Annotated in this window: 21 protein-coding genes and 5 pseudogenes; 13 read left to right on the top strand and 13 right to left on the bottom strand. The window is 67.2% G+C overall.

Annotated features, from left to right (window positions below; all coding sequences use genetic code 11):
* Positions 1-44: 44 nt before the first annotated feature.
* Positions 45-1,589, bottom strand: coding sequence for an FMN-binding glutamate synthase family protein (locus ACH4FH_RS31870; RefSeq protein WP_398559429.1), 1,545 nt, complete (start codon positions 1,587-1,589; stop codon positions 45-47).
* A 782-nt stretch (positions 1,590-2,371) separates the two neighbouring features.
* Here ACH4FH_RS31870 and ACH4FH_RS31865 point away from each other — a divergent pair.
* Positions 2,372-2,533 (top strand): hypothetical protein, encoded by a 162-nt coding sequence (locus ACH4FH_RS31865; protein ID WP_398559428.1) that lies wholly within the window; start codon positions 2,372-2,374, stop codon positions 2,531-2,533.
* A 190-nt stretch (positions 2,534-2,723) separates the two neighbouring features.
* Here ACH4FH_RS31865 and ACH4FH_RS31860 read toward each other — a convergent pair whose 3' ends face one another.
* The gene (locus ACH4FH_RS31860) at positions 2,724-3,872 is read right to left on the bottom strand and encodes a S1 family peptidase (protein ID WP_398559427.1); all 1,149 of its coding nucleotides are present in this window, start codon (positions 3,870-3,872) and stop codon (positions 2,724-2,726) included.
* Between the two features lie 229 nt (positions 3,873-4,101).
* Here ACH4FH_RS31860 and ACH4FH_RS31855 point away from each other — a divergent pair, with 229 nt between their 5' ends.
* On the top strand, positions 4,102-4,596 hold the full coding sequence (locus ACH4FH_RS31855) for a GNAT family N-acetyltransferase (protein WP_398559426.1): 495 nt from the start codon (positions 4,102-4,104) through the stop codon (positions 4,594-4,596).
* A 93-nt stretch (positions 4,597-4,689) separates the two neighbouring features.
* The gene (locus ACH4FH_RS31850) at positions 4,690-4,890 is read left to right on the top strand and encodes an SCO3870 family protein (RefSeq protein WP_398559425.1); all 201 of its coding nucleotides are present in this window, start codon (positions 4,690-4,692) and stop codon (positions 4,888-4,890) included.
* Positions 4,891-5,140: 250 nt separating this feature from the next.
* Here the strand turns inward: ACH4FH_RS31850 and ACH4FH_RS31845 are convergent.
* The 3 genes and pseudogenes from ACH4FH_RS31845 to ACH4FH_RS31835 form a co-directional block, all read right to left on the bottom strand.
* Positions 5,141-5,248 (bottom strand): annotated as a pseudogene (locus ACH4FH_RS31845) (transposase); the annotation flags it as partial.
* A 48-nt stretch (positions 5,249-5,296) separates the two neighbouring features.
* Complete coding sequence (locus ACH4FH_RS31840; RefSeq protein WP_398559424.1) at positions 5,297-5,989, bottom strand: permease prefix domain 1-containing protein; 693 nt, start codon at positions 5,987-5,989, stop codon at positions 5,297-5,299.
* Entirely contained in the window at positions 5,986-6,327 is a 342-nt protein-coding gene (locus tag ACH4FH_RS31835) for a PadR family transcriptional regulator (RefSeq protein ID WP_398559423.1), read from the bottom strand. Before ACH4FH_RS31835 ends, ACH4FH_RS31840 begins: the two co-directional genes overlap by 4 nt.
* A gap of 85 nt (positions 6,328-6,412) precedes the next feature.
* On the opposite strand from ACH4FH_RS31835, the gene ACH4FH_RS31830 reads away from it, so the two are divergent.
* The 5 genes and pseudogenes from ACH4FH_RS31830 to ACH4FH_RS31810 all read left to right on the top strand — a co-directional run bounded on the left by ACH4FH_RS31830 (position 6,413) and on the right by ACH4FH_RS31810 (position 9,398).
* Positions 6,413-6,886, top strand: a complete 474-nt coding sequence (locus ACH4FH_RS31830; RefSeq protein WP_398559422.1) for a hypothetical protein — start codon at positions 6,413-6,415, stop codon at positions 6,884-6,886.
* 187 nt (positions 6,887-7,073) lie between these two features.
* Positions 7,074-7,487, top strand: a pseudogene (locus tag ACH4FH_RS31825) (HD domain-containing protein); the annotation flags it as partial.
* A gap of 430 nt (positions 7,488-7,917) precedes the next feature.
* Positions 7,918-8,150: pseudogene (locus tag ACH4FH_RS31820) on the top strand (glyoxalase superfamily protein); the annotation flags it as partial.
* 253 nt (positions 8,151-8,403) lie between these two features.
* Positions 8,404-8,649 carry a hypothetical protein gene (locus tag ACH4FH_RS31815; protein ID WP_398559421.1) on the top strand — a complete coding sequence of 82 codons (246 nt, stop codon included), beginning with the start codon at positions 8,404-8,406 and terminating at the stop codon, positions 8,647-8,649.
* A 74-nt stretch (positions 8,650-8,723) separates the two neighbouring features.
* Positions 8,724-9,398 (top strand): DUF4232 domain-containing protein, encoded by a 675-nt coding sequence (locus ACH4FH_RS31810; RefSeq protein WP_398559420.1) that lies wholly within the window; start codon positions 8,724-8,726, stop codon positions 9,396-9,398.
* Between the two features lie 15 nt (positions 9,399-9,413).
* Here ACH4FH_RS31810 and ACH4FH_RS31805 read toward each other — a convergent pair.
* From ACH4FH_RS31805 to ACH4FH_RS31790, 4 genes and pseudogenes are all read right to left on the bottom strand, one after another.
* Positions 9,414-10,258 (bottom strand): IS5 family transposase gene (locus ACH4FH_RS31805; protein WP_398559419.1). Its coding sequence is split into 2 segments (ribosomal slippage): positions 9,414-9,916 and positions 9,916-10,258, totalling 846 coding nucleotides; the frame shifts between segments, so codons are not numbered across the junction.
* Between the two features lie 53 nt (positions 10,259-10,311).
* Positions 10,312-10,517, bottom strand: a pseudogene (locus ACH4FH_RS31800) (IS5/IS1182 family transposase); the annotation flags it as partial.
* Between the two features lie 161 nt (positions 10,518-10,678).
* Complete coding sequence (locus tag ACH4FH_RS31795) at positions 10,679-11,596, bottom strand: hypothetical protein (protein WP_398559418.1); 918 nt, start codon at positions 11,594-11,596, stop codon at positions 10,679-10,681.
* Positions 11,597-11,978: 382 nt separating this feature from the next.
* Positions 11,979-13,097, bottom strand: coding sequence for a YncE family protein (locus ACH4FH_RS31790; protein ID WP_398559417.1), 1,119 nt, complete (start codon positions 13,095-13,097; stop codon positions 11,979-11,981).
* A gap of 683 nt (positions 13,098-13,780) precedes the next feature.
* Between ACH4FH_RS31790 and ACH4FH_RS31785 the strand changes: the two genes are divergently transcribed.
* Positions 13,781-15,844 carry an APC family permease gene (locus ACH4FH_RS31785; RefSeq protein ID WP_398559416.1) on the top strand — a complete coding sequence of 688 codons (2,064 nt, stop codon included), beginning with the start codon at positions 13,781-13,783 and terminating at the stop codon, positions 15,842-15,844.
* Between the two features lie 415 nt (positions 15,845-16,259).
* Positions 16,260-17,432: a PP2C family protein-serine/threonine phosphatase gene (locus ACH4FH_RS31780; RefSeq protein WP_398559472.1), complete on the top strand. Its 1,173-nt coding sequence runs from the start codon at positions 16,260-16,262 to the stop codon at positions 17,430-17,432.
* 224 nt (positions 17,433-17,656) lie between these two features.
* On the opposite strand, the pseudogene ACH4FH_RS31775 reads toward ACH4FH_RS31780, so the two are convergent.
* The 3 genes and pseudogenes from ACH4FH_RS31775 to ACH4FH_RS31765 form a co-directional block, all read right to left on the bottom strand.
* Positions 17,657-18,033: pseudogene (locus tag ACH4FH_RS31775) on the bottom strand (DUF5994 family protein); the annotation flags it as partial.
* Between the two features lie 271 nt (positions 18,034-18,304).
* Positions 18,305-18,727, bottom strand: a complete 423-nt coding sequence (locus tag ACH4FH_RS31770; protein WP_398559415.1) for a YjbQ family protein — start codon at positions 18,725-18,727, stop codon at positions 18,305-18,307.
* Between the two features lie 231 nt (positions 18,728-18,958).
* Positions 18,959-19,231, bottom strand: a complete 273-nt coding sequence (locus ACH4FH_RS31765; RefSeq protein ID WP_398559414.1) for a hypothetical protein — start codon at positions 19,229-19,231, stop codon at positions 18,959-18,961.
* Positions 19,232-20,049: 818 nt separating this feature from the next.
* Here ACH4FH_RS31765 and ACH4FH_RS31760 point away from each other — a divergent pair.
* The 3 genes from ACH4FH_RS31760 to ACH4FH_RS31750 all read left to right on the top strand — a co-directional run bounded on the left by ACH4FH_RS31760 (position 20,050) and on the right by ACH4FH_RS31750 (position 22,330).
* Positions 20,050-20,619, top strand: coding sequence for a tectonin domain-containing protein (locus tag ACH4FH_RS31760; protein WP_398559413.1), 570 nt, complete (start codon positions 20,050-20,052; stop codon positions 20,617-20,619).
* Between the two features lie 809 nt (positions 20,620-21,428).
* Positions 21,429-21,803, top strand: a complete 375-nt coding sequence (locus tag ACH4FH_RS31755; protein ID WP_398559412.1) for a transposase — start codon at positions 21,429-21,431, stop codon at positions 21,801-21,803.
* A gap of 53 nt (positions 21,804-21,856) precedes the next feature.
* The gene (locus tag ACH4FH_RS31750; protein WP_398559411.1) at positions 21,857-22,330 is read left to right on the top strand and encodes a hypothetical protein; all 474 of its coding nucleotides are present in this window, start codon (positions 21,857-21,859) and stop codon (positions 22,328-22,330) included.
* 303 nt (positions 22,331-22,633) lie between these two features.
* Here ACH4FH_RS31750 and ACH4FH_RS31745 read toward each other — a convergent pair whose 3' ends face one another.
* Positions 22,634-23,875 (bottom strand): PP2C family protein-serine/threonine phosphatase, encoded by a 1,242-nt coding sequence (locus ACH4FH_RS31745; RefSeq protein ID WP_398559410.1) that lies wholly within the window; start codon positions 23,873-23,875, stop codon positions 22,634-22,636.
* Positions 23,876-24,071: the final 196 nt, after the last annotated feature.

The raw sequence follows: 24,071 nt of genomic DNA, 5'->3' as shown, positions 1-24,071 counted from the left end.
CCGGGCAGAGGAGCAGCGAGGCGGTGCCTGCCGTGATCGGCGCGTCAGGCGGGCGGCTTCTGGTCGGAGGACTGCTCGGTGGTGAGCAGTGCCGTGATCTCCTCGGCGAGGTGCGGGCCAAGTTCGCCCCAGCCGTCCTTGTAGCCGTAGACGCCGGCCAGGGTGCGGGCCTCGTAGTCGCCGTTCATGATCTCGATATCCGTGGCCGTGATGAGCGCCGGGTGAGCGACCCCGACGGCCGCCGAGATTTTCATCAGCTCCTTGCGCAGGGTGCGCAGGTAGACGGCGGCCCGGGTGGCCTTCGAGGTCGGGTCAAGGCCGCGGGCCAGCCACGGGCTCTGGGTGGCGACTCCGGTGGGGCACTTGTCGGTGTGACACTTCTGCGCCTGGATGCAGCCGATCGACAGCATCGCCTCACGGGCCACGTTGATCATGTCGGCACCCAGAGCGAAGGCGACCACGGCGTTCTCGGGCAGGCCGAGCTTGCCGGAGGCGATGAACGTCAGGTCGTCGGTCAGCCCCCGCTCGGCGAAGGCGCCATAGACCCGGGAGAAGCCCATCCGGAAGGGCAGCGACACCGAGTCGGAGAAGGTGAGCGGCGCCGCCCCGGTGCCGCCCTCGCCACCGTCGATGGTCACGAAGTCGACACCACGGTCACCACGCGCCATCAGCGTGGCCAACTCCTGCCAGAACTCCATCTCTCCCACCGCGCTCTTGATCCCGACCGGCAGGCCGGTCTCGGTCGCGAGCAGTTCGACGAAATTGAGCATCGAGTCGACGTCACCGAACGCGGTGTGCCGGGATGGGGAAGCGCAGTCCTCGCCGAGCGGGATGCCGCGGATCTCGGCGATTTCCGGGGTCACCTTCGCGCCCGGCAGCATTCCGCCCAGACCGGGCTTGGCACCCTGCGAGAGCTTGATCTCAATCGCCTTGACCGGGGCGCCGGCGACCACATCCTTGAGCTTGCCGATGTTGAAGCTGCCGTCCTCGTTGCGGCAGCCGAAGTAGGACGTACCGATTTGAAGGACGAGGTCGCCGCCGTTGCGGTGGTACGGCGACAGACCGCCCTCGCCCGTGTTGTGCAGGGTGCCCGCCAGCGCCGCCCCCTTGTTGAGCGCCGTGATCGCCGCGCCGGAGAGCGATCCGAAGCTCATCGCGGAGATGTTCACCACGCTCGCCGGTCGGAACGCCTTGGCGCGCCCGCGCGGCCCACCCAGCACCTTGGCTGACGGCAGTGGGGCCTGCGGGTCGTGCATGTCGGGCAGCGTGCCGGCGAACGTGCGCTGCTTCAGGTATGCGTGCCCCTGCGTGTGTTCAACGTCGTTGTCGGTGCCGAATCCGAAGTAGTTGTTCTCCCCCTTCGCCGACGCGTAGATCCAGGTGCGCTGGTCACGACTGAACGGGCGCTCCTCGTCGTTGGAGGTCACTATGTACTGCCGCAGCTCAGGCCCGATCGTCTCCAACAGATACCGGGCGTGCCCGAGCACGGGGAAGTTCCGGAGCAATGCGTGCTTCTTCTGGACAAGGTCACGAGCAGCCACCAGTGCCAATGCTGTTGCGGTGGCCGTGGCGATGGTCCGGGCGCGCATGAACGTTCCTCTCCTCGGCGCTCAACTCCATTGCCATGTGGTGGAGTCGTCGTGCCGGGCGTTGGGCGGCGGGCACGCCCCAGCGGGCGTCAGCGTCCGTCGCAGGACGCCAAGCGATATTAGGGCTCGCCCGGATAGAGGGTCACGCGTGGGGTGGTCTTCCCAGCGTGGGTGGTCCAGGCACGTCGGAACATGCTATGCACGGTGACGCCCGTGCAACACGGCGTAACGTCTGAGCGCTGGCCGGGCCGTGGCGAGACAAGGACTGCCGGACGGTCTCGTCCCCGAGACCGGGACCCAAGGAGCTGCAACCCGCGAGCCCAGCAGAATGCATCTTCACCGGACATCCGTGCGAATGTCAGCAGGCGCCGCGCCGCGCGGCGATTGAGGCGGCGGGGTGTAGTGAACGGTCCTAGGGAGCCCAGCCACCTGAACCTCCTCAGCGCTGCCAGATGGAGTCCACAGATTTCGCAGAGCAGCCCTTCAGAGACAAGTTCCATGGCGAACAGCAATGAGGAGGAGGAGGCAGTCAAGAAGAGAGCGGCAGCTGGAGGGGGTTGTCGCTAAGGGGTGTTCTTTCTACCGGCGGCTGAGCCAAGGGGCCGGCCACCAGTCGGCTTGGGCCAGCGGGAGACGCGTGCAGTAGGTGGAGGTGGGCCGGTGGTACGCGAGGACCGGCCCGGGTGAGGTGGCGTGCTGCCATCGGGTACGTGCGGCGGACAGGTCGGCGAGCGCGCGGCGGCTGACCTACGACGAGCTGATACGGCGTGGTGGGGTCCTCGGTGAACGCTTTGATGCGCTGGCAGATGTGGTGGGCGACCTGTAGGACGGAGCGCTGGAGGATCGGCTCGCCCCAGGGCTCCGGGGAGCCGACCGGTCTGACGAGGAGGGTCAAGCAGCTCTCGCGGCTCGTACCCGGCACCGAGGAGGCCACGATGCTGTGACTCCCAGAGAACCGTCACGGTCGACGGGGTTGCCGCGCCGCGTCAAGGTGGATGAGGCACTGCCACAGCCTGGCGGTGCAGAGGGTGCATGAAGCCGCCGTGGGTCAGCCAGCGCATCTGGCTCCGGGGAAGTGCGGGCCCCGGCGCGGTATCGGGCCTGCGCGGTGTCAGGCCCCGGCGCGGCGCAGCATCAGGATGTGTGGAGGGTCAGACCGTAACGGTTCAGGATCTCGTTGATCGGCTGGTACCAAGTCTCGCCACCGCTGGTGCAGTTGCCCCAGCCACCGGAGGTGACGCCTTGGGCCTGGTCGCCGCTGAGGAAGGAGCCGCCCGAGTCGCCGCCCTCGGCACAGACACTGGTCTTGGTCATCTGGTGGACGGCGCCCTGGCTGTAGTTGACGGTCTCGTTCTTGGCCAGGACGGTGCCGCAGTGCCAGTGAGTGGTGGAACCGGACCGGCAGATCGAAACACCGATCGGTGCTTCGATGGAGCCGCGGACCAGTTGGTCGGGCACGGTGCCCCAGCCGAGGACCACGGGCACGGTCCACCAGCCGCTGCCGACGTTCACCCATGCGTAGTCGTTGTCAGGGAAGGAAGAGCCCTGGAAGCTGCCGATGGCCGAGCGGTCCCAGCCGCTGACCGAGGCGCCCGCCTGGCCGCAGTGGCCGGCTGTGACAAAGCCGCCGTGTACGGAGAAGCCGATGGAGCAGCGGACGTTGCCCGTGTAGTAGGGGTCGCCGCCGACCGTGCCCGCAGCGAAGGTCCGGGGCTTTTGCGCGGTCTCTTTGACCGTGACGGGGCCGGCCTGCCGGGCTCGGTCGAGGAATTCGCGGACGTTGCTGTCCTTCTTGCGAGTTGCGACGACGTCTACCACGACGCGGCTGGCCTTGGGATCGACGTGCCAACTGCTCACGCCGGCCGGCGGGGCGGAGAGCGCATCGATGCGTTTCTTGGCCGCGTTGAGTTGCCGGGCGTTGTGTTCGACCAGTCGTACGGTCGCACCCGTCGCCCGTACTGCATCGGCGTTGCGGGCGCTGGTGACTGCGACGGTCAACGTGCCGCTGCTTGGGTTGAACCAGGAGCCGCCGTAGGACTCACCCGCCGCGCGCCGCGCCTTGGCTTCGAGGCTCGTCGCTGTCTTCTCGGCGGCCAGGCGCTTCTGGGCCTGACCAGCCGTCAGGCCCAGGTCTCGTTGCATCGCGGCGAGCAGGCCGTGGGACGCGGGGGCTTCAGATATGGGAGAGGGGGCCGCGGAGGCCGGGGCGAACCCGGCGGTGGCCCAGGAACCGAGGAGGAGGAATGCGGACAGGCCGGTGCGTATCGCTGTCTTACGTCTCACGGCGGATGGCCCTTCTGTGTTCCAGTGTGGTGGGGTGGAACAGCGAGCAGGTGAGAGCGCTCTCATTCGGTGTCAGCCGGAGCGTAGCCGGGGATCACGGGGAAGGTCTACACCAAGTGCCAAGTAGGTCCGGTTAATTGGACACGGGTATTCCTGGGGGCGGGGATATTTGGTGACGGTGATGGGGCGGTCATGACCCCGCTCGGGGCTCAACGATGGCGGGCGCGGGGTGGCGCATCGTGCTCATGTTGCCCAGCTCGCATCCGAGCGCGCAGCGTACGAGAGGGCGGCGCCGCCGGCTACCCGGCTTGTCTCGACGACTGGAGGCGCTGCTGTCGGTTCACAGACTCCGCGACTGCGTTGCTTCGTAGCGGAGTTGAACGACGGCGAGATCATCGGGTACGCCACGTGCGCTCCGGAGGTGTCCACATGGGACGGGGCGGAGTATCTCCACATGGCCTGCCTGCTCCTGCGCGATGGTCATCGGGCGCTGAAGGTCGGCCCCCTGCTGGTGGAGGCCGTGGTAGCCGAAGCACGTGAGCTGGAGCTCGGACAAGTCCAGTGGCGGACCCCGCCCTGGAACGCGGACGCCATCAGGTCTCTACGACCGGCTGGGGGGACAGGCGAAGGAGAAGCTGCGGTACCAACTGTCAGTCGGCTGAACTCTCGGGCCGCCTCCCTTCGGGATCGTGAGTACAACTGGCCGGTATGGAGGGAGAGTTAACTGCACGGCCGTCTACATCCCCTTCCGGCAGTGAGTCGCAGTGCATGTAGTCTCGGTGTTGATCAGTCGCCTCGTGGCTTGGAGGAAGTACCAATGAGCAAGGCCCCGTTCGTCTCCGTTTCCATCGCTACCGCGGCGCTTGGGACTGCGCTGGGCGCTATGGCGCTCCAGCTCCGTGCACACGGCTATGAGCAGTACGTTGAATCTGTAGCCACCTTCAGTGTCCTGATGTACATCACCGCAGCTCTGACCGTGGTGACATGGGTCCGCGACGGTCGGCCGCACGCGAACTGAGTTCTTCACGGACAAGCGTCCGGAGCTGCTGAAGTCCTTGCTCCCGCACAGTTCTTCGCGGCCACCGCCTTCCGGCCCCGGCGTCCTTGGCAGCACAGCGGACACAGCGGGACCATCCCGGCACCACAGGCGACACAGAACCGGGCGATGGGATCGGTGAGGCCCCACGGGGGCCAGCCACCGGCCTTCCAGCCGGGGGCGAGGGACAGCTCGTTCCAGTAGAACTCCTGGGGGGCACTCTCATGAAAGCGATCGCGTCGATCACCTCACGGTGGTCCCGCCAGCGGCCACCTCGCTCCGGTGTCCGCTCCGGAAGTAGCGGCTCGATCCGCGCCCACTGCAGATCAGTCAACGACACACCCGGCTCAACGTCCCACTGATCCAAACGAAACTGCCTAGTGCCGCATCAGGCAACGTTCGCCCTTTGTGTGGTGGGCAGGCGGGCGCAGTGACGGCAGGCACGGGCGGAAGCTGCTACTGCGGCGTGCGAGGCGGCGGCGAGCGTGCCGGCGAACGTGAGCAGTGGCCAGTTCGTGGCCAGGGCGGAGCCGGTGGCGAGCGCGAGCGTTGTGACCGCCATGGCAGCGCTGGCGGTGGTACCGGCCCAGGCGACCACGAGCGGCAGCCGATGCGGCGTGGGCAGCCAGCGGGCAAAGGCTCCGGTAGCGGCCAGCGTCACTGCGGCGAGCAGCGCGGCGACCGTTGCAACACCGGCCAGATGAACGGCCAGCAGCTGAGCCGTGCGCGGCAGCAGCCCGGGCTGATCGTGGTGGTTGCCGGCCCAGGCCAGGTACCAGCAGGCGATCACGAAGGGGGCTGTGAGGGCGACGGCCCGGGCCGTGTGCCGGGCCTGGGCGATAGTCAGTTCCCGTTGGCAGCTCGGCACGAGCTCGTCGATGGTCCCGAACTCCCGCACTGCTTGGTGGGCGGCGAGTTGGTAGGGCATTCCTTCGCTGGTGTGGGCCGCAACCGTGTCCGCGAGGCCGTCGCGTATCTCCTCGATCATCCGGGACTTGGCCCGGGCCGGTCCGTGCAGGGCGGCCGTCAGGGCCGCCACGTACTCCTCGATGAGGTCGGGTTGCCTGCCGGTGGCGTTCACGTGGCCAGCCCGGGCGGTGTGGCGGGGTTCAGGACCGAGCCGATCGCTGTGGTGAACTCGCTCCATGCCGTCCGCTCGCTGGCCAGGGTGCGCTGTCCTGCATCGGTGATCTCGTAGCACCGACGACGCCTTTCGCCGGCAGATTGCCAACTACTGCTCAGCAGTCCGAGCCGTTCCAGCCGGTTCAAAGCCGGGTAGATCGTGCCCGTGCGCAGCTCGAGTACGCCCCCGCTGCGGCGTTGGACCGCGGCGATGATCGCGTAGCCGTGCAGCGGCCCCGGCTCAAGCACGGCCAGCAACAGTCCATCCAGGTGCCCTCGCACCGCATCCGCCCTCATAGGTAGGCAGCCTACCCAAGATTGCTATAGACAGGGTATGTATTGGTAGCCAATATATTCGCGCTCTGCCTTGGAGGCACCCGCAGTGACCAAGCTGCTGTTGTCCGCGCACGTCCTCGCCGCGATCCTGGCGATCGGGTCGATCACCGTGGCCGCCTCGATGTTCCCGCGCTATGCGCTGCGGGCATCCAGCGGCGAGGAGCAGGACGGCCGATCCGCCGGGATCGCCACGCTTTTGCACCGAATCTGCCGCGGCTACGCTGTCGCCGGTCTCGCCGTCCCGGTGTTCGGGATAGCCACCGGCGCCCAGCTCGGCGTCCTCACCGACGCCTGGCTGATCGCATCGCTCGCACTGACCGCGATCGCCGCGGCCCTCCTCGCATTGGCCATCCTGCCCGGCCAGCAGCGCCTGCTCGCCCTGACCCAGGACGTGCCCACCCAGGAATCAGCACGTCCCGCGGCGACCCGCCTGACGATGCTCACCGGCATCTTCAACGTCCTCTGGACGATCGTCGTCGTCCTGATGATCGTCCGCCCCGGCTCCACCACGGGCGCGTGATTCCGGTGCGCACACTACGGATCGCGGCCGGCGCCGAAGCGGTATCTCTCACGATCCTGCTGGGCAACCTGCTCAGCACACACACGCAAGCGATCACGGCGCTCCTCGGCCCGTTGCACGGCACCGCCTACCTCGTCGTCATCGCAGCCACTTGGATGATCCCGCCGGCCACCTCGCCCGGGGCCCGATGGCGCGCCCTCATCCCGGGCATTGGCGGGCTGCTCGCCCTGCGGGCGATCCAAAACCGTGCCCGAGCAAGCCAACCCCCTACTCACCAGGTCCCAGGAAGGTTGACCTGATGGACAACGCATACCGGGAACTTCCCTTTCCTCGTACCGACATGGCGCTGAAAGCGGTGCGCTACGTGGAAGGCATCGAAGCCCTTGCGATCTTCAACCACAGCGTGCGCAGCTATCTCTACGGGCGCTTCCTCGGCGAGCAGCAAGGTCTGCAACCCGACCGTGACTATGACGACGAACTGCTGTTTCTGGGTTGCCTTCTGCACGACGCCGGGCTCAGCCCCGAGGGCAACGGCGATCAGCGCTTCGATCTCGACGGCGCCGATCTGGCCGCCCGCTTCCTCACCGACCAGGGGCTGTCATCCGAAAAGGTCGACATCGTATGGGATGCGGTCGCCCTGCACCTGCACTACGAGATTGCCAACCGCAAGCGCCCAGAAATCGCCCTGGTGACGGCCGGTGCCGGATACGACCTCGGACCCCAAGGGCCACACACCCCCGGCCAGCTACGTCCACCACATCCATGCCGCACTGCCTCGCCTGCACGCCGCACCCGTGCTCTACGACACGATCGTCGGTCAAGCACTCGACAAACCGCACAAGGCCCCACCGTTCAGCATGCCGGGGGAGCTGGTCCGCCAAAAGACCCAGGAATCCTTCCCCACCTGGGAACAACTGATGACCCAGCCCCCCTCTTGGAACGACTACGACGGCTACCAGTCGAAGACTTGAGCACGACTACCGGGCGGTCGCCGCCCCGCCCAAGCCCTCACCTCGCTGGTGTTCCTGCGGGAACATCGCTTCGAGCCGAGGCTTCCCGCGTTCGTCGAAGCCGCCCGTGGCGGGGTGAGGTTGTTCTTGTCAGAGCACAAGGGCGACGCCCACCCCGACACGTTGGTCTCCGTGAAGTCGACGCCATCGCAGGTGAGTTCGGTGTCCAGGTGAAGGACGTGCCGTGGGCACGCGAGATTGAACTGCGTGATCCTGACGGCAACCGCCTACGGGTAGGCACGCCCACAGAGTGAACACCGTGGGCTAGGCCGTTTCCTTGGGATCATCTGGTCAGCCACATGATCCCAAGGAAACGGCCTAGCCCTTCCCCAAGGGCCGGCGCCTGATCGGCAGTCGGCGAGAGGAAAGGCGGCGGCTGCCCTGACCTGGCCGCCGCCGACGGACATCGATCGCGTCGCCCGGACGTACAGCGAGGGGAGCGAGCGCACGAGGACTCCTCCTGCCGGGACGCCCGCATCGGGCAGTGCAGTTGAGTAATGATTCCTCATGCCCGACCAGGCGGACCGGCCCTACCGTGCCCAGGGGCTCGTGTCCGATGCTCAGAGCCTCAATCCGTCCTTCGGACAAGGGCGTGCCGTCGGCAGCGTCGACTCCTGGGAGTTTGCGCGGCCACTCGGGCAGGTTGAAGGCCACTTCAGCGGGTTCGACGTCGTCCTCGGCGCCGCCCGTTCGGCCGGCAAAGCCGGCGCGCTCGGGCAGGCGATGTGGCGCCGCCGCGAGTTGACGGTGTGACAGGGTCCTGGCGCTTCCGCGCGCCCGGGGCCGTTTGATGGTCGATGGAGAGAGAACCAGTGAAGATACGCAGCATGGGCATTCTGTTGTCCGCCGCGGCGATGGCAGTGGCCCTCACGGGATGCAACGACGGGGACGCAGACGCGGCCAAGGGGGACGGGAAGACGCAGTCCGCGCCCGCAGGGGATTCCAGGCCATCGAAGGGCAAGGGCGAGGGCGTCGCGAAGGGCGAGCCGGACCTGGCCTCGGGCGGTGGCGACGCCGACGGTTCGGGCGGCGGGGGATCCACCGGGGCCAACGGCTCGGGTGGCTCGGCCGGCTCCGGCGAGCAGAGCACCGACCCCTGCTCGAACCCTGACCTCAAGGTGACCCTGACGGTTCAGCCGGGTGAGCAGAACGTGGGCGCCGCCACGGTCCAGGCCAAGAACACCGGCTCCGCGGCCTGTCACCTCCCGAAGGTCCTGGACCTCCGGTTGTGGGAGAACAGCAAGGAAGTTCCGGTCGAGCTGCAGGCCGACCCGACGGGGGAGGGGCTCAAGCTCGCCCCGTCCCAGTCGGCCTCGGCGTACCTCACCTTCGGTCTGCCGGAGAAGGGTGAAGAGGTGGGCAGCCTCGTCGACAGCGCACAGTTCGAGTTCAACGAGGTCGGAAAGGTCGCGGCCGACCTGAAGGCCGGGATCGGAATGGAGGGGGAGGGCATGGTCGCCATGGGCTCGGACTTCACCCTCTCCGATTTCCAGCGGGACTAGGCCGTTTCCTTGGGATCATGTGGCTGACCAGATGAAGATGGCGGCGAGGTGGAGTGCGGCGAGGTAGCTGGTGGCGGTCTTGTCGTAGCGGGTGGCCAGGCCGCGCCACTGCTTGAGCTTGTTGATGCAGCGCTCGACCGTGTTCCGCTGCTTGTAGGCCTCGCGGTCGAAGGACGGTGGCTGGCCGCCGTGGTTGCCCAGCCGCTTGCGGTTGGCGAGTTGGTCGGAGGGCTGGGGGATCACCGCCCGGATTCCCCGCTGCCGCAGATGAGAACGGATCGCGCGGGATGAATACGCCTTGTCGGCCAGGGCCGCTTCGGTTGTCGTTCGGGGGCGACCGATCGGCCTCGGCATCCGCAAGCGAGCCATGATCTCAGGGAAGGCGGGGGCGTCACCGGCCTGGCCGGGTGTGATGACGAACGCGAGTGGCCGGCACCTGCTTTGGGCCACCAGGTGAATCTTGGTGGTCAGCCCGCCGCGGGACCGACCGAGGGCGTGATCGTGGGGCTCGCCGGCCCGGTCCCCTTTTGACGGGCCCCGGCCGCGTGCTGGTGGGCACGGACGACGATGGAGTCGATCGCGATGACCCAGTCGAGGTCGCCTTCGGCGTCAGCCCGGGCGAGCAGGGCGGGGAAGGCCTTCTCCCAGGTGCCGTCGGCGGCCCACATCCGCAGCCGGTTGTGGGCCCCCTTCCACGACCCGAAGCGCTCGGGCAGATCCATCCACGGCGTCCCGGTGCGGTACTTGAACGCGATCGCATCGATCACCTGCCGGTGATCACGCCACCGCCCACCCCGCCCAGGGGTCCGGTCCGGCAGCAACGGCTCGATTCGCGCCCACTGCGCGTCAGTCAACGACACACATCAACCAACGATCAGAAGATCCGAAGGAAACGGGCTAGGCGTCTGGCGGGTCATGCGCAAAGCCAGAGGCGAAGGGCTGCGACGGCCACGGTGCCGCAATAGACGTACGCTCTCTTGTCGAAGCGCATGGCCACTGCCCGGTTGCCGTCGATCGGTTGATTAGTCGCTCGGCTTCGTTCCTGCGGACATAGCGCGCCGCATCGACGCCGGTGGGCCTGCCGCCATTACTACCACGGCGTAGGCGGTGAGCCTGCTGGGCCTGGGCGACTTCGCCCACCTCACGGAACTCGGCGTCCTGGGCAGCGATTCCGGGAAGAGTCCTGTCCTGGAGCGGATCGAGGTCGCCGAAGTCGGCACCAGGCCACTGGTAGCCAGGACCCGGCCCAGGGATGTGGCGCGTCGGCAGCTTTGGCGGGCTCAGGTCATCGGGGTGTTGGCCAGGACCCGGCGGAGAATGCCCCAGGAGAGGTCGGACTCGGTAGCGAAGGCGCGCTGCTTTTTGGACTTCTCATCGATGTAGTTGAAGGAGTCACGGTTGTAGCTGTCGCCATCGTCGTCGTGGACGGCGGTTTGCTCCGGGTTGAGGTAGACGTGGAAGCTGGCTCCGAATTCGGCGGTGGAGTTCATGTAGCCGGGGCCGGTGGTGCCGCCGCCGCCGTCCATCGGGCAGTACACCCGGTGCACGGCGTAGTTGTCCTTGGAGAGCCAGGCGCACTGGCCGGGGGTGAGGGTGAGCAGGCCGAGCTTGCGGGCGTTCCAGTTGAGGTGTTCGTAGACCATGACGTCGAGCTGGCCGGCGAGGCAGAAGACGATGCCGGTGGTGTGGCCGTGGGAGTGGATAGGCGAGTAGTGCTGTGCCGGCCAGATCTCCAGGACGACGGGTGAGCCGATGTCGCCCTTCGGGTGGTCATCGGGGTGGAGGTGGCCATGTTCGGTGGCCAGGTGGTCGTACTCGCCCCGGCCGGAGCAGGCGACGCGAATGTACGGCGGATGGGTCTGGTCATGCTTGTACTTCTCCACCAGGATCTGGCGCAGCAGCCCTACCCTGTCACCGGGTTCCGCGGCGGGGGTGAGATGTTTGCGCATCGCTTCGACCTCCCACGCGGACAGGCGCAGGTCCTCGGCTTTGCGCGCAAGGTCCATGACGGCTGGCGGAATCATCAGCTGGCGGGCGTACTCGTCGAAGGAGGTGGCCTGCCCGATCACCAGCGACGGTACGGCCTCGGCACCCTTGAGGCGCAACTGCCGTTTCTCTTCCTTGGTGATGTGGAAGGGATACTCTTCCTTCCCGTACTCCGGGTGGTCGGCGGGCGTCTGGGCGTCGGTCAGGCTCACGAGATGACTCCTTCGTGTTTCTGGGGAACGCGGCGCATGGACGCGCCACGTCGGGCTGGGATAATTGAGCGACTTTCCGGGGCCAACGCATCGGCGTTGGTGCACGTTGCGACGGACTTCAGCTAGCCGACCTGCGCATTCGGGGAGCTGGGCTCACCTGCGGATGAGGCAGTGCAGGCCCGGGACTATGGAGCGGCGGGCGGTCCACAGTCCGTGAACGTGTCCAGCGGCCCGTCCCAATGTGCGGAGCCGTTGGGTCGCTGGCGCGGGTGATGGGGGCCGGCCGCCGTTGCGCTATGGCGGCGGTGGTGGTTGGAGGTGTGCGGGAGGTGACGCCTGGCATCGGGCCCGCGACAGAAGTCGTTGTCCAGTGCAGACTTGATTAGCGGCTGGGCAGGCGCGTGGCCTTGAGGCCGTCGACGGGGTACTCCTTGGGCAGGTGAGCCGGGTCGCCCGGCACGGTGATCTGTACGGTGATCGGCCGGGACGTGCCCGCGGCAAGGAACTGGTCGGCTACGGATTCCAGGTATGCCTTGCCGTCCTGGGCGATGACGCCCACGCCGGATGCCTCGGCTTTCGCGCCCTTCACCGTGGGAAGGTCGAAGGAGATCCGGAACCTCTTGACGTCCTCAGCTTTGCCGCTGGCTTTGCTGACGGCGGTGAGCGTGAGCTCGAAGCTGTAGACCCTGCCCCGGGGCTCGCTGTTCTCCCATGTCCGGTTGAACTTCTTGGACACGGCGATCTCGTCGTAACTGGGCGGGACCGGCAGGGGGGTGATGCGCCCGGCGCCGTTCATGATCTCAAGGGCGCCGACGGGCACCCTTCCCCGTCCGATGCGCTGCGAGCGGTCGGGGATCGTAGACGTGGTCAAGTCGAGGTGGTTGACGTTGCCCGCGGAGTCGACCGCGTAGAAGTTTCCATCTTGGTCGAAGAAGGTGGCCGAGTACGACTTGCGCGAGCCTGCGGCGGCGCTGGCTTCCGCGGGTGGGAAGACCCCCTCCTTGAGGACGGTCTTCATGGGCTGCCGGCTCGGGTCGACAAGCAGCAGGTCACCGTTGTCGCCCTCCACCGAGATCAGCCGCCTGTCCTTGGGGTGATAGGCGAAGTCATCCCATCGGCCGCCTCCCGGTGCGTTCCGAGGCATGGCCTTCCTGGTAGCCACATCGATGGCATAGCTGTGTACGTCGGGGTTGCTGACGACGAAGAGGATCTTCCCGTCGGGATCCATGTCACCGTCGAACCAGGGCCCGCTCGGCAGTCCGTCGATGACCTGTTCCTTCAGGGTGCCGGCCGCCACGTCGATGGTGATGAGCTTGTTGTGGCTCACCGCCAGCAACAAGGGTTCCTGGTCGTCGCCGCGGTACTGCGCACCCATGGCGGTGTAGCCGGGCTCGTAGGGTGGGACGTTGTCGGCGACGCGGGTGTCGCCGTCGATGGGGTCGAAGCGGTAGATCCGGGTGTTGGTCCTGCCGACGGCGAGATACACCTTGCGGTGAGCCATGAGCCGGGCGTCCTTCCACGAGACTGACGGACCACTCATGATCCGCACACGCCCGCACACCCACAAGCACTCTCTGCATCCGTTCGAACGCAATAAGCCACCAAGGTCCGGCACTGTGAGCACGGGGAGATCGCCACCGGCTCAAGAACTCCGAGCGCAGCCCTACGCTCCAGTCGCTGTGCTCGCTGCAGCCGCCCGTCGGACCGCACGAGGCGATACCGAGTTCGCAGCCTCCGCAGCTTCTGGCCCAGCTGCGCGACCGGTGGCGGACGGCGCGCGCGAGGCGGCCTGGCTGGCCTTGCTCGGCCGGGCGGTGGCCCGCGGCGACGCCGCGCCCGAGGCACTGCGCCCCTGAGTGGCGTACGCCCCATGGCGCTGCTGCACAACGAGTATGTGATGCTCGGGTCCCGACTGTGCCCGACGCGCCGAGATCGTTGATGAGGTCTTCCTGTCACTGGTCTGTGGACGGGGTCCGCACGGCGACCCATTTCGAGCGGCCTTAACCAGGCTGGAGCGGGAACGCGCGGGTTCCCGGCACCGGGCTCGCCGACGGCGAACACCTGAGGGGTTGGCAGGCCGCGGGCACGGGCGCCGAGCGGCATCTCGCGTGACATGTTGCCCGGTACTCCGTTTCGGCCACGCCAAAGCCGTCCCTAGCCCTGAGGTGCCCATACGCTCCCGGCGTGGCGAAAGTCGTGGATGCCGTCAAGCGGATACTGATCGGCCGTGCGCTGCCGAGTGAAGGGTTGCAGGAGACGCTGCTGCCCAAACGGCTGGCGTTGCCGATTTTCGCGTCCGACCCGCTGTCCTCGGTCGCCTACGCCACGCAGGAGATTCTGCTGGTGCTGACGCTGGGCGGTCTGGCCTATTTGCATCTGGCCACCTGGGCGGCGGTCGCGGTGGTGGGGCTGATGGCGGTGGTGGTCCTGTCGTACCGTCAGGTCGTCCATGCCTATCCGTCGGGAGGCGGCTCCTACGAGGTGGTGTCCACGAACCTCGGGCCGTTGGCGGGGCTGGTGGTGGCCGCGTCCCTGCTGGTCGACTACGTGATGACGGTCGCCGTATCCGTGGCCTCCGGTGTGGACAACATCATCTCCGCCATTCCATCGCTCAATGAGTACCGGACGGGGCTGGCCGTCGCCTTCGTCGCCCTTCTCGCGACGGTGAATCTGCGCGGCATGCGCGAGTCGGGGCGCGCGTTCGCCGCACCCACCTACCTGTTCATCGCTGGAGTGCTCATCATGTGCGCCACCGGGGTGTTCCGGTGGATCGTCGGCGACGCCCCGGTCGCCGAATCCGCCGCGTACGGCATCACGCCGGCCCCCGGCGACGCTCACCTCGCCGGTCTCGCACTGCTCATGCTGGGACTCCGCGCGTTCTCAAGTGGCTGTACCGCGCTGACCGGTGTCGAGGCCATCTCCAACGGGGTGCCGGCTTTCCGCAAGCCCAAGTCGAAGAACGCCGCGACCACGATGGGCGCCATGGGTCTGACCGCGATCGTGATGTTCTCCGGCATCACGGCCCTCGCCCTGGTGTCGGACGTCCACATCACCGATGACACCTGCCGGCTCACCGGTTTCAACGGCAACTGCGAGACCACACCGCAGCGCACGGTCATCGCCCAGCTCGCCGCCGCGATCTTCGGCGGTGTCCACAGCGTCGGGTTCTTCTACATCCAGGCCGCCACCGCCCTGGTCTTGGTCCTGGCCGCCAACACCGCCTTCAACGGCTTCCCGCTCCTGGCGTCCATCCTGGCCCAGCACCGCTACCTGCCCCGCCAACTCCACACCCGCGGTGACCGGTTGGCCTTCTCCAACGGCATCGTCGCGCTGGCCGTGGTCGCCGCCGCCCTGCTCTGGGCGTTCCACGCCTCCGTCACCAGCCTCATCCACCTCTACATCCTGGGCGTCTTCACCTCCTTCACGCTCTCCCAGGCCGGCATGGTGCGGCACTGGAACCGCGTCCTGCGCACCGAGGACGAACCGGCCCGCCGGCGGCGCCATCACACCGCACGGGCCATCAACACCGTGGGCGCCGTTGTCACCGGCCTGGTGCTGGTGATCGTCCTGCTCACCAAATTCACCCAGGGCGCCTACCTGGCCGTGATCGCGGCCGTGGTGCTGTGGCTGATGATGCGCAGCATCCGACGGCACTACGACAACACCGCGGCCGAACTCGCCGTCGCCGACCCGCGCGACGAGCTCGTACTGCCCTCCCGGGTCCACGCCGTCGTCCTCGTCTCCAAGATCCATAAACCGACGTTGCGGGCCGTGGCCTACGCGCGGGCGAGCCGCCCCGACATCCTGGAGGCGTTGACGGTCGACGTCGACCGGGACGAGGCCCGGGAGCTGCAGACACGTTGGGACGCCGCCGGCTTCGAGGTGCCGCTGAAGATGCTGGCCTCTCCCTATCGGGAGGTCACCGGGCCGGTGGTGGAGTACGTGCGCTCAATCGTTCGCACCAGCCCCCGCGACGTGATCAGCGTCTTCATCCCCGAATACGTCGTCGGCCACTGGTGGGAGAACCTGCTGCACAACCAGTCCGCCCTCTGGCTCAAGAGCCGCCTGCTCTTCGTCCCCGGCGTCATGGTCATCAGCGTGCCCTGGCAGCTCAGCTCCTACGAACGCCGCCCCCACCGGCCCACCGGCCGCGCCCCCGGATCGGTCCGCCGCGGCGAACCCTCCGCGGCCGACTGGGCGAAGAAGGACAGGTCCGAGCGCGGACCGGCAGCGGGCCGTCCACAATGACGGCTTGCCTCACGGATTCGACCGTCCTCATGAAGTGAGTCCGAGCAGGCAGCTCAGGGCGTGTCGTATGGATCTGGCATCTCCAGCCGTCGTTCTCCAGAGTGCGAGGTGTCTCATGAGACGCGGGCCCGTTGAAAGGACCGGGTTCTGTGAGCATCGCGCCCTGGCTGCCCAGCAGAGGGGCGGTCCTCGGCCTTCGTGACCAGGGCATCCGTGACGGCCGTGCCCGTCGGCTGGACGTACTCATTTCTGCGAACGCATAGCGTAACGACCTTGCCTTACCGTGACCCCCACTTGACGCTCACCGCGGCGGTTCCCAAGCTGGTAGGCGGGGCCGGTGAAAGGGACCGTTGCCGTGGATGGTGGACACAGTGAACTTCCCTGGCTACTGACGGCAGCGGAGACGGCGGCCCCGGTGGACACCGTCGACGTGGTCGCCGAGCACCTGCGGCAGCGTTTCGCGGCCACGGAGGTCTCCTTCCTCATCGTGGACCTGACGGGCAAGGCCGTGGCACGGCTGTCCACCGCTCCCGCCGTTGAGGGCGGGCGGGAGGCGGAGCGGATTCCCCTGTTCGGCAGCGTCTACGAGCAGGTGATCCGTACCCAGCGGCGCTATCAGGAGGCCACCGGCCAGGGACTGCGTCTGATCTTTCCGGTCACCAACCGGGGAGACGCCATCGGGCTGCTGGAACTGTTCCTGCCCGCCGACCCAGGCGAGGACGTCCTCGACGCGGTCGGAGAAGCCGCCCACATCCTGGCCTACATCGTGATCGCCAACGGGCGTTTCACGGACCTCTACACCTGGGGCAAACGCTCCAGACCCCCCACCCTGGCAGCAGAAATCCAATACCAGCTGCTGCCCCAGTCGCTGTCGTGCGAGGCGGCTCAGTTCGCCTTGTCCGGGAACCTGGAGCCCTCCGAAGACCTCAGCGGCGACACCTTCGACTACACCCTGGACCGCGACACCCTCCACCTGTCGGTGACCGACCCCATGGGCCACGACATCGACGCCGCCCTGACCGCCACGGTCCTGGTGGGCGCCCTGCGCGGCGCGCGCCGCGCAGGAGCCGGCCTGACCGACCAGGCCCACCGTGCCGACCGGGCACTGGCCGACCACGGGCACGACCACGCCACCGGACAGCTGCTGCGCATCAACCTGCACACCGGCCAGGCCCAGCTCGTCAACGCCGGCCACCCCTGGCCGCTGCGCATGCGCGAGGGGGCCGTGGAGGTGATCCCCTGCGAGGTGGACCCCCCCTTCGGGCTGTCCGCGGTCGCGCCCCACCCCTACCGGGCTCAGGACATCGACCTGCGCCCCGGTGACCGTCTGCTGATGCTCACCGACGGCATGCTCGAACGTCATGGGGAGAGGGTCGACCTGCCCGCCCTGCTGAAGAGCACCAGGGATCTCCACCCGAGGGAGACCACACTGATGCTGACGTCCGCGGTCCGGGACGCCGCCGGCGGCGTGCTCGAAGATGATGCCACCGTGATGTGCCTGGACTGGCACGGCCCCCAGGAGACCCAGCGACACGTCAGCTCCGGAGCAGACACGCAGCAAGCCTCCGCCGGCCGCACCAAGCAGTAGCCGTGACCAGGCCCTTTCCCGGGCGGTGGCAGGCGGCCGGTGAGAGCGGACTTGTCGGCCCTCTCAGATTGTGACTCCGGGGGCGGCGGGTGACGTAAGTGGTTAGGCGCTGTCCGATGGGTCGCCCATCGGACAGCGCCCGGGTCCGCATCACGCTGGAAGCCGGCGGCTACCCGGATCCGGCCAGCAGTCCGTGGCTACCGGCCATGTAGGTGACTCGCGCCCGCGCTCTCGAAGGGACCGGTCTCCGGAGGAATCACAAGAAGGTCCCAACGCCCGATGTCGAAGGAGAGCAGCAGCAACTTGTGTGGATCTTGCTCGGCCTTGAACCAGCCGAGACCCACCACATGCCCGTCGACGGACACCTTCCGAGGGATGACCGGCCAGAACGTGGGGTTTCACCGTGACGTGGGTGATCCGCCCCCACAGGTCGAGGACGGCTGTCAGCGCGGGAAGTTCCGCCGCGAGGTCACGGGAGCGGGGGCCACCATGCACCGTCGAGCAGAGCTGGAGCGGTGCCGGCCGGCGCCAGCACGAGTCGGAGGGGCAGCGAAGCGGTCCGGCCTTCGACCGCTGGCGGATACCGAATGGTCGTGGTCATGATGCGGACCCTGCCCCAAGCCGACCGCAACCGGCCTGGTGTCGTGAATCGCCGAAAACGACACGAGCATTAGAACGGGTGTACGAAGTGCCCTCGGGTAGTTTACTCCTGGTAAGGCTAGCCGGACCGATGCGGAGCGGGGGGGCGCCACAGGAGTCCTCGGGGTGGCCGGTGCGGGAGTAGACGAAGCCTCCCGTGCGGGCATCTGGGCGGTCTCGTACGGCACGGACTGCCAGCTGGGGACGATCAGCCGCGGGACGTTGTCGGGTTGTCAGCTGAGGAATGACAGCCGGACTTGGTGTTCCGGGCTGTCCCCGTCGGTGATCACCAGTACGACGGACTGCGAGGTCCCCAGCTCAAGCTCACCATCGACTACGGGCAACGTGGCGTGTGGCGGCACCAGAGCCGGGAGCACGTGGGCGCCGCCGCGGCCTGGACCATCGGGGCGGTCCCGCCAACGATCACCCGCGGGAAGAATGTCGCGGAGGGCCGCCAGCAGGTCGTCATCACTGCCCGCGCCCGTCTCAATGATCGCCAGGCCGGACGTCGCATGGGCGGTGAATACGTTCAGCAGCCCGTTTCGCCCATGAGCGGCCTCCCGGAGGAACGCGGAGCATGCGTTCGTCAGGTCGTGCAGGGTCTCAGTGGAGCCGGTTGTGACGTTGATCGTGCGGGTGGTGAAGGTGCCAGCCATGGTTCACCGGTACCCTCCGCACAGCCCGAGCACTAACGGCCGGACGGGTTGTTCTCCGGAACTGCGCCGGTAGGGCACGCGCTCCCGTCCCTGACAGATTCCTCGTGCCGTCGCATCTGAGTCCCGCGAGCGAGACGTGGACTGCGACTCCTCGCCCACCCCCCCCACGCATCCTTTGGCGTTACACGCGGTGTGGCAGTCGAACGGTCCGGACGCCGCCTGAGCATTGCTTCAACCGTGCTGTTCTTCTTCAGCCTCCATGCGTCGAATGCCTTGGTGCGTCAGCGTGACCATGGTCGGCGTATTGCCCGAGGCCCAGTCGACCGTGATCAGGCCCTCGCCCACCAGATAGGTGCAGGCGGCCGCCAGATCCTCTTCGGGGATCGCGAGTTCCTGGAGCAGCTTCGCTCCGGTGACACCCAGCAGGCGGTTGCCTTCCGTGGCCTCGTAGAGAGCCTGCATGATCTTCTCGCGGTAAGCCTTCCGGTCGCCTAGTGATGCCATGACTGCCACCTCGGGGGAATATGCGCCGTGCTCATCGCGGCGGAAGGGGACACCCGGTCGAGGAGCCGACTCGGGCGTAGCTGTGTAGCTGAGGATGGGCTTCCTTAGACCTCGTCTGGATGCGGGCGGCCACGCGTGGCTGACTTGCTGGTCACCAGCCACGGCGGGCCGTCGCGTAGGGCTCGGAACTGTGGGTGGTGTCCACGGTGACGTGGAGCCGGGTCGCCATCTTGGCCGGCGGGGTAGCTGCTCTGTTCGGTGGCGGGAAGCAGTGCCACAGAACTTCTGCGACGCGGCGGGTGGCCGGGGGATCCGGCAACGATGCGGACCTCGGCCATCCCTGCCGAAGGCATCGTTTCTATTGGTCTCATGCTGGCCTCTCTGTCAGACGAGGTGCCCACGGGTGAGGTGAAGGCTCACACCTACGGCCGCCGTCATGGAGCGTTGGCGTCCTCACCGCCCTCATCGTTCTGTCCGCGAGTTGCCGACGTGACGGCGGGATGATCCGGGCCGGGCCCACCGCCGCTCTTCCCGCTCCGGCAAGGCATCGCTGCGGTGGAAGCTAGCGTTCCTTGCGTTCTCGCCGAGGGGAACGCCGGCAAGGGGGAGTGCTCGAAATGTCCCGATGCGTTCACCGTACTCCGGGCGACGGACCACCGATCTCACACGATGCCAGGCGCCCGCGGAGGCGGCGCCGGCGACGAGACCCTCAAGGCCGCCCGGGCCGACCTCGACCACATGCGCGCGCCCCTCGACCTCAGTACCTTCCCTGAACCGTCTTGCTGAGTAGCCCTGGGGCCTTGCCATGGGTGGCATGAATGGCCCTCTCGTGGGTGACTGTGTTTCCGGCCGTCAGTGGACTCGCGCGGGAGCGCATGGGCCCTGTGCCTTTGGCACCGCAGAGGCATAGCCGTCCCTGTTGGATGGTCCGCTCGGCCTATCAGCAAGTGTGTCCGTTTGGTTGTTCTCGTTGCCGACCAAGTATCCGAGCGCAACGTCAACTGAAACGCACGTGCATGGCTGATTGGCAGAAGATCTCTCGCGGGCTCTCGAATATCTCGGTCGGGTCCAGGACCAACGTCTGGGGCGTGAACGGCTCCAACCAGATCTACCGGTACACCGGCCATGACGCGAAACCCTTGAACCGGGATCCCCGGCAGCGCGGTCGACATCGGCGCGGCCGCCGACGGCACCGTGTGGTGCGTCAACTCCGCCAGCGCCATCTACCGCTACACCGGCGACCAGCCGAGCTGACCCCAGACACTCCACAGCACGACGAGGGCCCCGGCTGTTCCAGGCCGGGGCCCTCCATCTGGCACACCCGAGCCCGCGGCGGCAGTCAGCGCGGCATCGAACCCTTCACAGAAAACATGACGGTTACCCCCTGATATCGGTGGCCCCAACTCGGATCAGGCACAAATTCCGTGACGACGATCAACGGGATTCGGTCTCGGTGACATAGCGTCATCTGGCATCGTGGTCCGGTGTGATGAGCTCGGCGGTGGCCTATTTCCGCACATCAGCGAGTTGCTGGTGAAGCGAGTGTTCTCCAAGCGCGAAGCGGTTCACGTGGTGGCGAGAACCCGGGAGGCCGAGGTGGCCTGCCCGCGGTGCGCGGGGCTTTCCGACCGGGTGCACAGCACGTACGGAAGATGCCTTGCCAGTACGCCTGTCGGGGATCGGCCAGTCCTGATCGAGCTGACGGTGCGGCTGCTGTACTGCGAGAACGTTTTTTGTCCGCGGCGTACGTTCGCCAAGCAGGTCAAGGGCCTGACAGTTCGTTATGGTCGCAGCACGCCTGCCGCTCGGCGGGTTCTGGAGGCTGTCGCCCTCGCACTCGGTGGCCGGGCTGGGAGCCGTCTGGCATCTGTCCTGCACACACGGGTGAGCAACACCGTCCGCCGCACCGCCCGCGCCTCACCCCCCCCCGAAGAATTGCTCACCGGCCGACACCGGCCCCGGCCCAGCCAGCTCGACCCCTACAAACCCCACCTTGGCAAACGCTGGGCCGAAGGACACACCAACGCGATTCATCTGCACGTTGAGCTCCAGGAACTCGGCTACCGCGGCAGCTACCAAACGATCAACGACTACCTACGACCCAGGCGCCAACGTCGCATCCGTGTTGTCGCCCCCGCACCACCGGGCGTTCGGCAGGTTACCGGCTGGATGACGCGGCACCCTGAGCGCCTGGGCGATGACGAACGCCGCCAGTTCACTTCCGTCCTCGCCCAGCCCCGAACTGACCGCCCTTCATGGGCACGTCCGCGCATTCGCTGAGATCCTCACAGTACGCTCCGGCCAGCACCTCAAAGATTGGATCGCCGCCACCCGCGCCGATGACCTGCCTGGACTCCACACCTGCACCACCGGGCTGGAGAAGGACTGGGATGCCGTCGTCCAGGGCCTGACCACTTGCTGGAACTCGGGTCCTGTGGAGGGCCGGGTCAACCACGTCAAGATGATCAAGCGCCAGATGTTCGGCCGAGCCAAGCTCCCGCTCCTCCGCAAGCGCGTCTTACTCACTGCCCGCCTGTCGGCACAGCCAGTAGCTGCCGGAGGGGCCCGGTGATTCTTGAGCACGGACATAGAGTGAGTTCCTCGACGAGTCGGCAGGGGTTCGCCATGGAGATCACCGTCCAGTGGATACGGACGTCCTGGACGAAGCAGTCTCGGGGAGGGGAGGCTGCTTCGCGCAGGAACGCGGCCCCGATCGGCTTCGCTCTCCCGCGTGTCGAGGCCGCCTCCGCACACGTAATTCGTATGCACGAGCGAGACGGCTTCGAGCCGTATGACACCCAGGTAGAGCGCGGCAAAGTCGATGTCCAGCTCCGTGAAGCCGACGGACGGCTGAGGGTCTTGCCCCGAGTGAAGCCCTTGTTTGCCCTGCCGCCCCGGCCGCGACGGCCCCCGGCAGTGCGACTTGCCCCCGGCCAGTGGGTGCGCTGGCAGCTCAACTATCGCTTCAGCAGCATGGCAGGCATGCAGGACTGGTCGTACTGGCTGGACACGTTCAACATCGCCTACGGCCCGGTGAACGACGAGGTGTTTCTGTCCACGCCCACCGTGTTCGTCGACGAGCAAGGGCCGGTCCGATAGCCGCGTCCTGAACGGCGACCACGATCGCTCCCAGATGGCGCTATGTCACCAAGACCGAATCCCTTGATCGTCCTCACGGAATTTGTTCCTGATCCGAATCCGGCTCTGGTCAATTCCTGTGAGCATGCACGCTGAGTGGCGAATGCCCGCCTGGGACGGCTCCCAGTGCAGGCAGGGCAGAGCGGCGTCCGAAGGTCCAACAGATCCTGTGGTGACGGCTGTCCTTGTCCTCTGCATCGAGGCGAATTGCGAATGACTGATGTCGTGAGGGTTTGGCACCAACGGCGAGAAGGTTGCACCCGCTCAATCGAGGGTGGCCAGATGATCGGCGTCGCCTCCCCGCCACTCGATGAGGAAGATGGTCGCGTCGTCGCTGGTGATGCCGCCCCGCCCCTGTTTCAGGGCGTGGGAGAGCGCGCGCACCACCGGCCGCACCGCGGTGTGGTCACGGCCGGCTCGGTTGGTCAACTCGATGAGTTGCTGCTCACCAAACTGTTCCCCTCCGGTTCGGTGTTCCTCGATCAGGCCGTCGGTGAAGCACAGCAATCGGTCCCCGGGCTGCAGCATCCGCTCGCTGACCTCCGGCTCCTCACCGCCGAAGCCGACCGGCAGTGTGGTCGGGCTCTCCAGCCGGTCCACCACGGCACGGTTACGGATCAGCAGCGGTGCCGGGTGGCCGGCATTGACCCATTGCAGCAAGCCCGTGGCGATGTTCAGACACATCATCTGCGCGGTGACGAAGTGGTCGTGGCCGAACTGCTCGTTGATGGCCTTGTCCATGAACGCATACACCTGGGACAGACCGGTGTTGGCCCGTCGAGTGTGGCGGTAGGCGCCGATGGCCACCGTCGCCATGGTCGCCGCGTCCAGGCCGTGGCCCATCGCGTCGATCATGGCCACATGAAGGATGTCGCCGTTGAGGGCGTAGTCGAAACTGTCGCCGGCCACCTGGTACGCGGGCTCCAGGATTCCGGCCACCTCAACCTGCGGAACAATCATCGACAGCGGAGGCAGCAACGACCACTGGATCTCTGCGGCCACGCTCATCGGGGCGCTGCGTCGGGCCTGGAAGAACAGGTCGGTGTAAGCGTCCTTGGTGACAATCATGTCCGCGACCAAACCGGCGAGCCTGCGCAGTAGCCGCCGGTCGTCGTCATCGACGCTCTCCAGAGTGACGGCCATCGCCCCGACCTGGTCACTGCCATCCAGCAGCGGCAAATACATCCGCACACTGCCGTCCTGCGGCACCTCTACCGTTCTGCGGCTCAGAAACGCCTCACCGGCGGGAGAGTCCTCAACCGGCTCGGAGTTACCGACCGTCAGCCCTCGGCCCGGCAGCGGAACCAGCAGCATCTGTTCGTAGTCCTGCAAGAGGATCGAAAGGTCCCGACCACCGACCCTGGCCACCTCTTCCGCGACGAGCGGGGCGATCAACTGCGGCGGCATCTCGTGAGCCCGGTCCAGCAGCACACCCAGCAACCGCTCGCCAAACCCCTCTGACCGGTCCACACCGGCCTTGCCCGGCTTCCGCCCGCCATCGGTCATCGCTGCTCGCATCCCTTCGTCCCCAGGCACGGGAATTCAGTGGGCGGTTGTGCGGAGCCCGGTTGCGAGGCTGTGCCGGCCAGGACGGGAAGCGGCTTCTCCCTGGCTCCGCGCCGGTGCCTTAACACCCCGGCCAACTGTTCCGGGTCACAGTGCCCAGCCCAACACGCCCTCGGCATACTCGATCCAGCGGGCA

It is taken from the genome of Streptomyces sp. NPDC017993 (assembly GCF_044328065.1).
Classification (GTDB): domain Bacteria; phylum Actinomycetota; class Actinomycetes; order Streptomycetales; family Streptomycetaceae; genus Streptomyces.
This window is presented reverse-complemented; position numbering and strand designations above follow the sequence as displayed.

Bases quoted from the DNA above. Each gene is read 5' to 3' on its own strand.
- ACH4FH_RS31870 (WP_398559429.1), bottom strand. From the start codon at position 1,589: ATGCGCGCCCGGACCATCGCCACGGCCACCGCAACAGCATTGGCACTG.
- ACH4FH_RS31750 (WP_398559411.1), top strand. From the start codon at position 21,857: ATGGAGATCACCGTCCAGTGGATACGGACGTCCTGGACGAAGCAGTCT.
- ACH4FH_RS31770 (WP_398559415.1), bottom strand. From the start codon at position 18,727: ATGGCTGGCACCTTCACCACCCGCACGATCAACGTCACAACCGGCTCC.
- ACH4FH_RS31765 (WP_398559414.1), bottom strand. From the start codon at position 19,231: ATGGCATCACTAGGCGACCGGAAGGCTTACCGCGAGAAGATCATGCAG.
- ACH4FH_RS31745 (WP_398559410.1), bottom strand. From the start codon at position 23,875: ATGACCGATGGCGGGCGGAAGCCGGGCAAGGCCGGTGTGGACCGGTCA.
- ACH4FH_RS31850 (WP_398559425.1), top strand. From the start codon at position 4,690: ATGAGCAAGGCCCCGTTCGTCTCCGTTTCCATCGCTACCGCGGCGCTT.
- ACH4FH_RS31760 (WP_398559413.1), top strand. From the start codon at position 20,050: ATGGCCCTCTCGTGGGTGACTGTGTTTCCGGCCGTCAGTGGACTCGCG.
- ACH4FH_RS31755 (WP_398559412.1), top strand. From the start codon at position 21,429: ATGACGAACGCCGCCAGTTCACTTCCGTCCTCGCCCAGCCCCGAACTG.
- ACH4FH_RS31790 (WP_398559417.1), bottom strand. From the start codon at position 13,097: ATGGCTCACCGCAAGGTGTATCTCGCCGTCGGCAGGACCAACACCCGG.
- ACH4FH_RS31810 (WP_398559420.1), top strand. From the start codon at position 8,724: ATGGGCATTCTGTTGTCCGCCGCGGCGATGGCAGTGGCCCTCACGGGA.
- ACH4FH_RS31815 (WP_398559421.1), top strand. From the start codon at position 8,404: ATGCCCGACCAGGCGGACCGGCCCTACCGTGCCCAGGGGCTCGTGTCC.
- ACH4FH_RS31835 (WP_398559423.1), bottom strand. From the start codon at position 6,327: ATGAGGGCGGATGCGGTGCGAGGGCACCTGGATGGACTGTTGCTGGCC.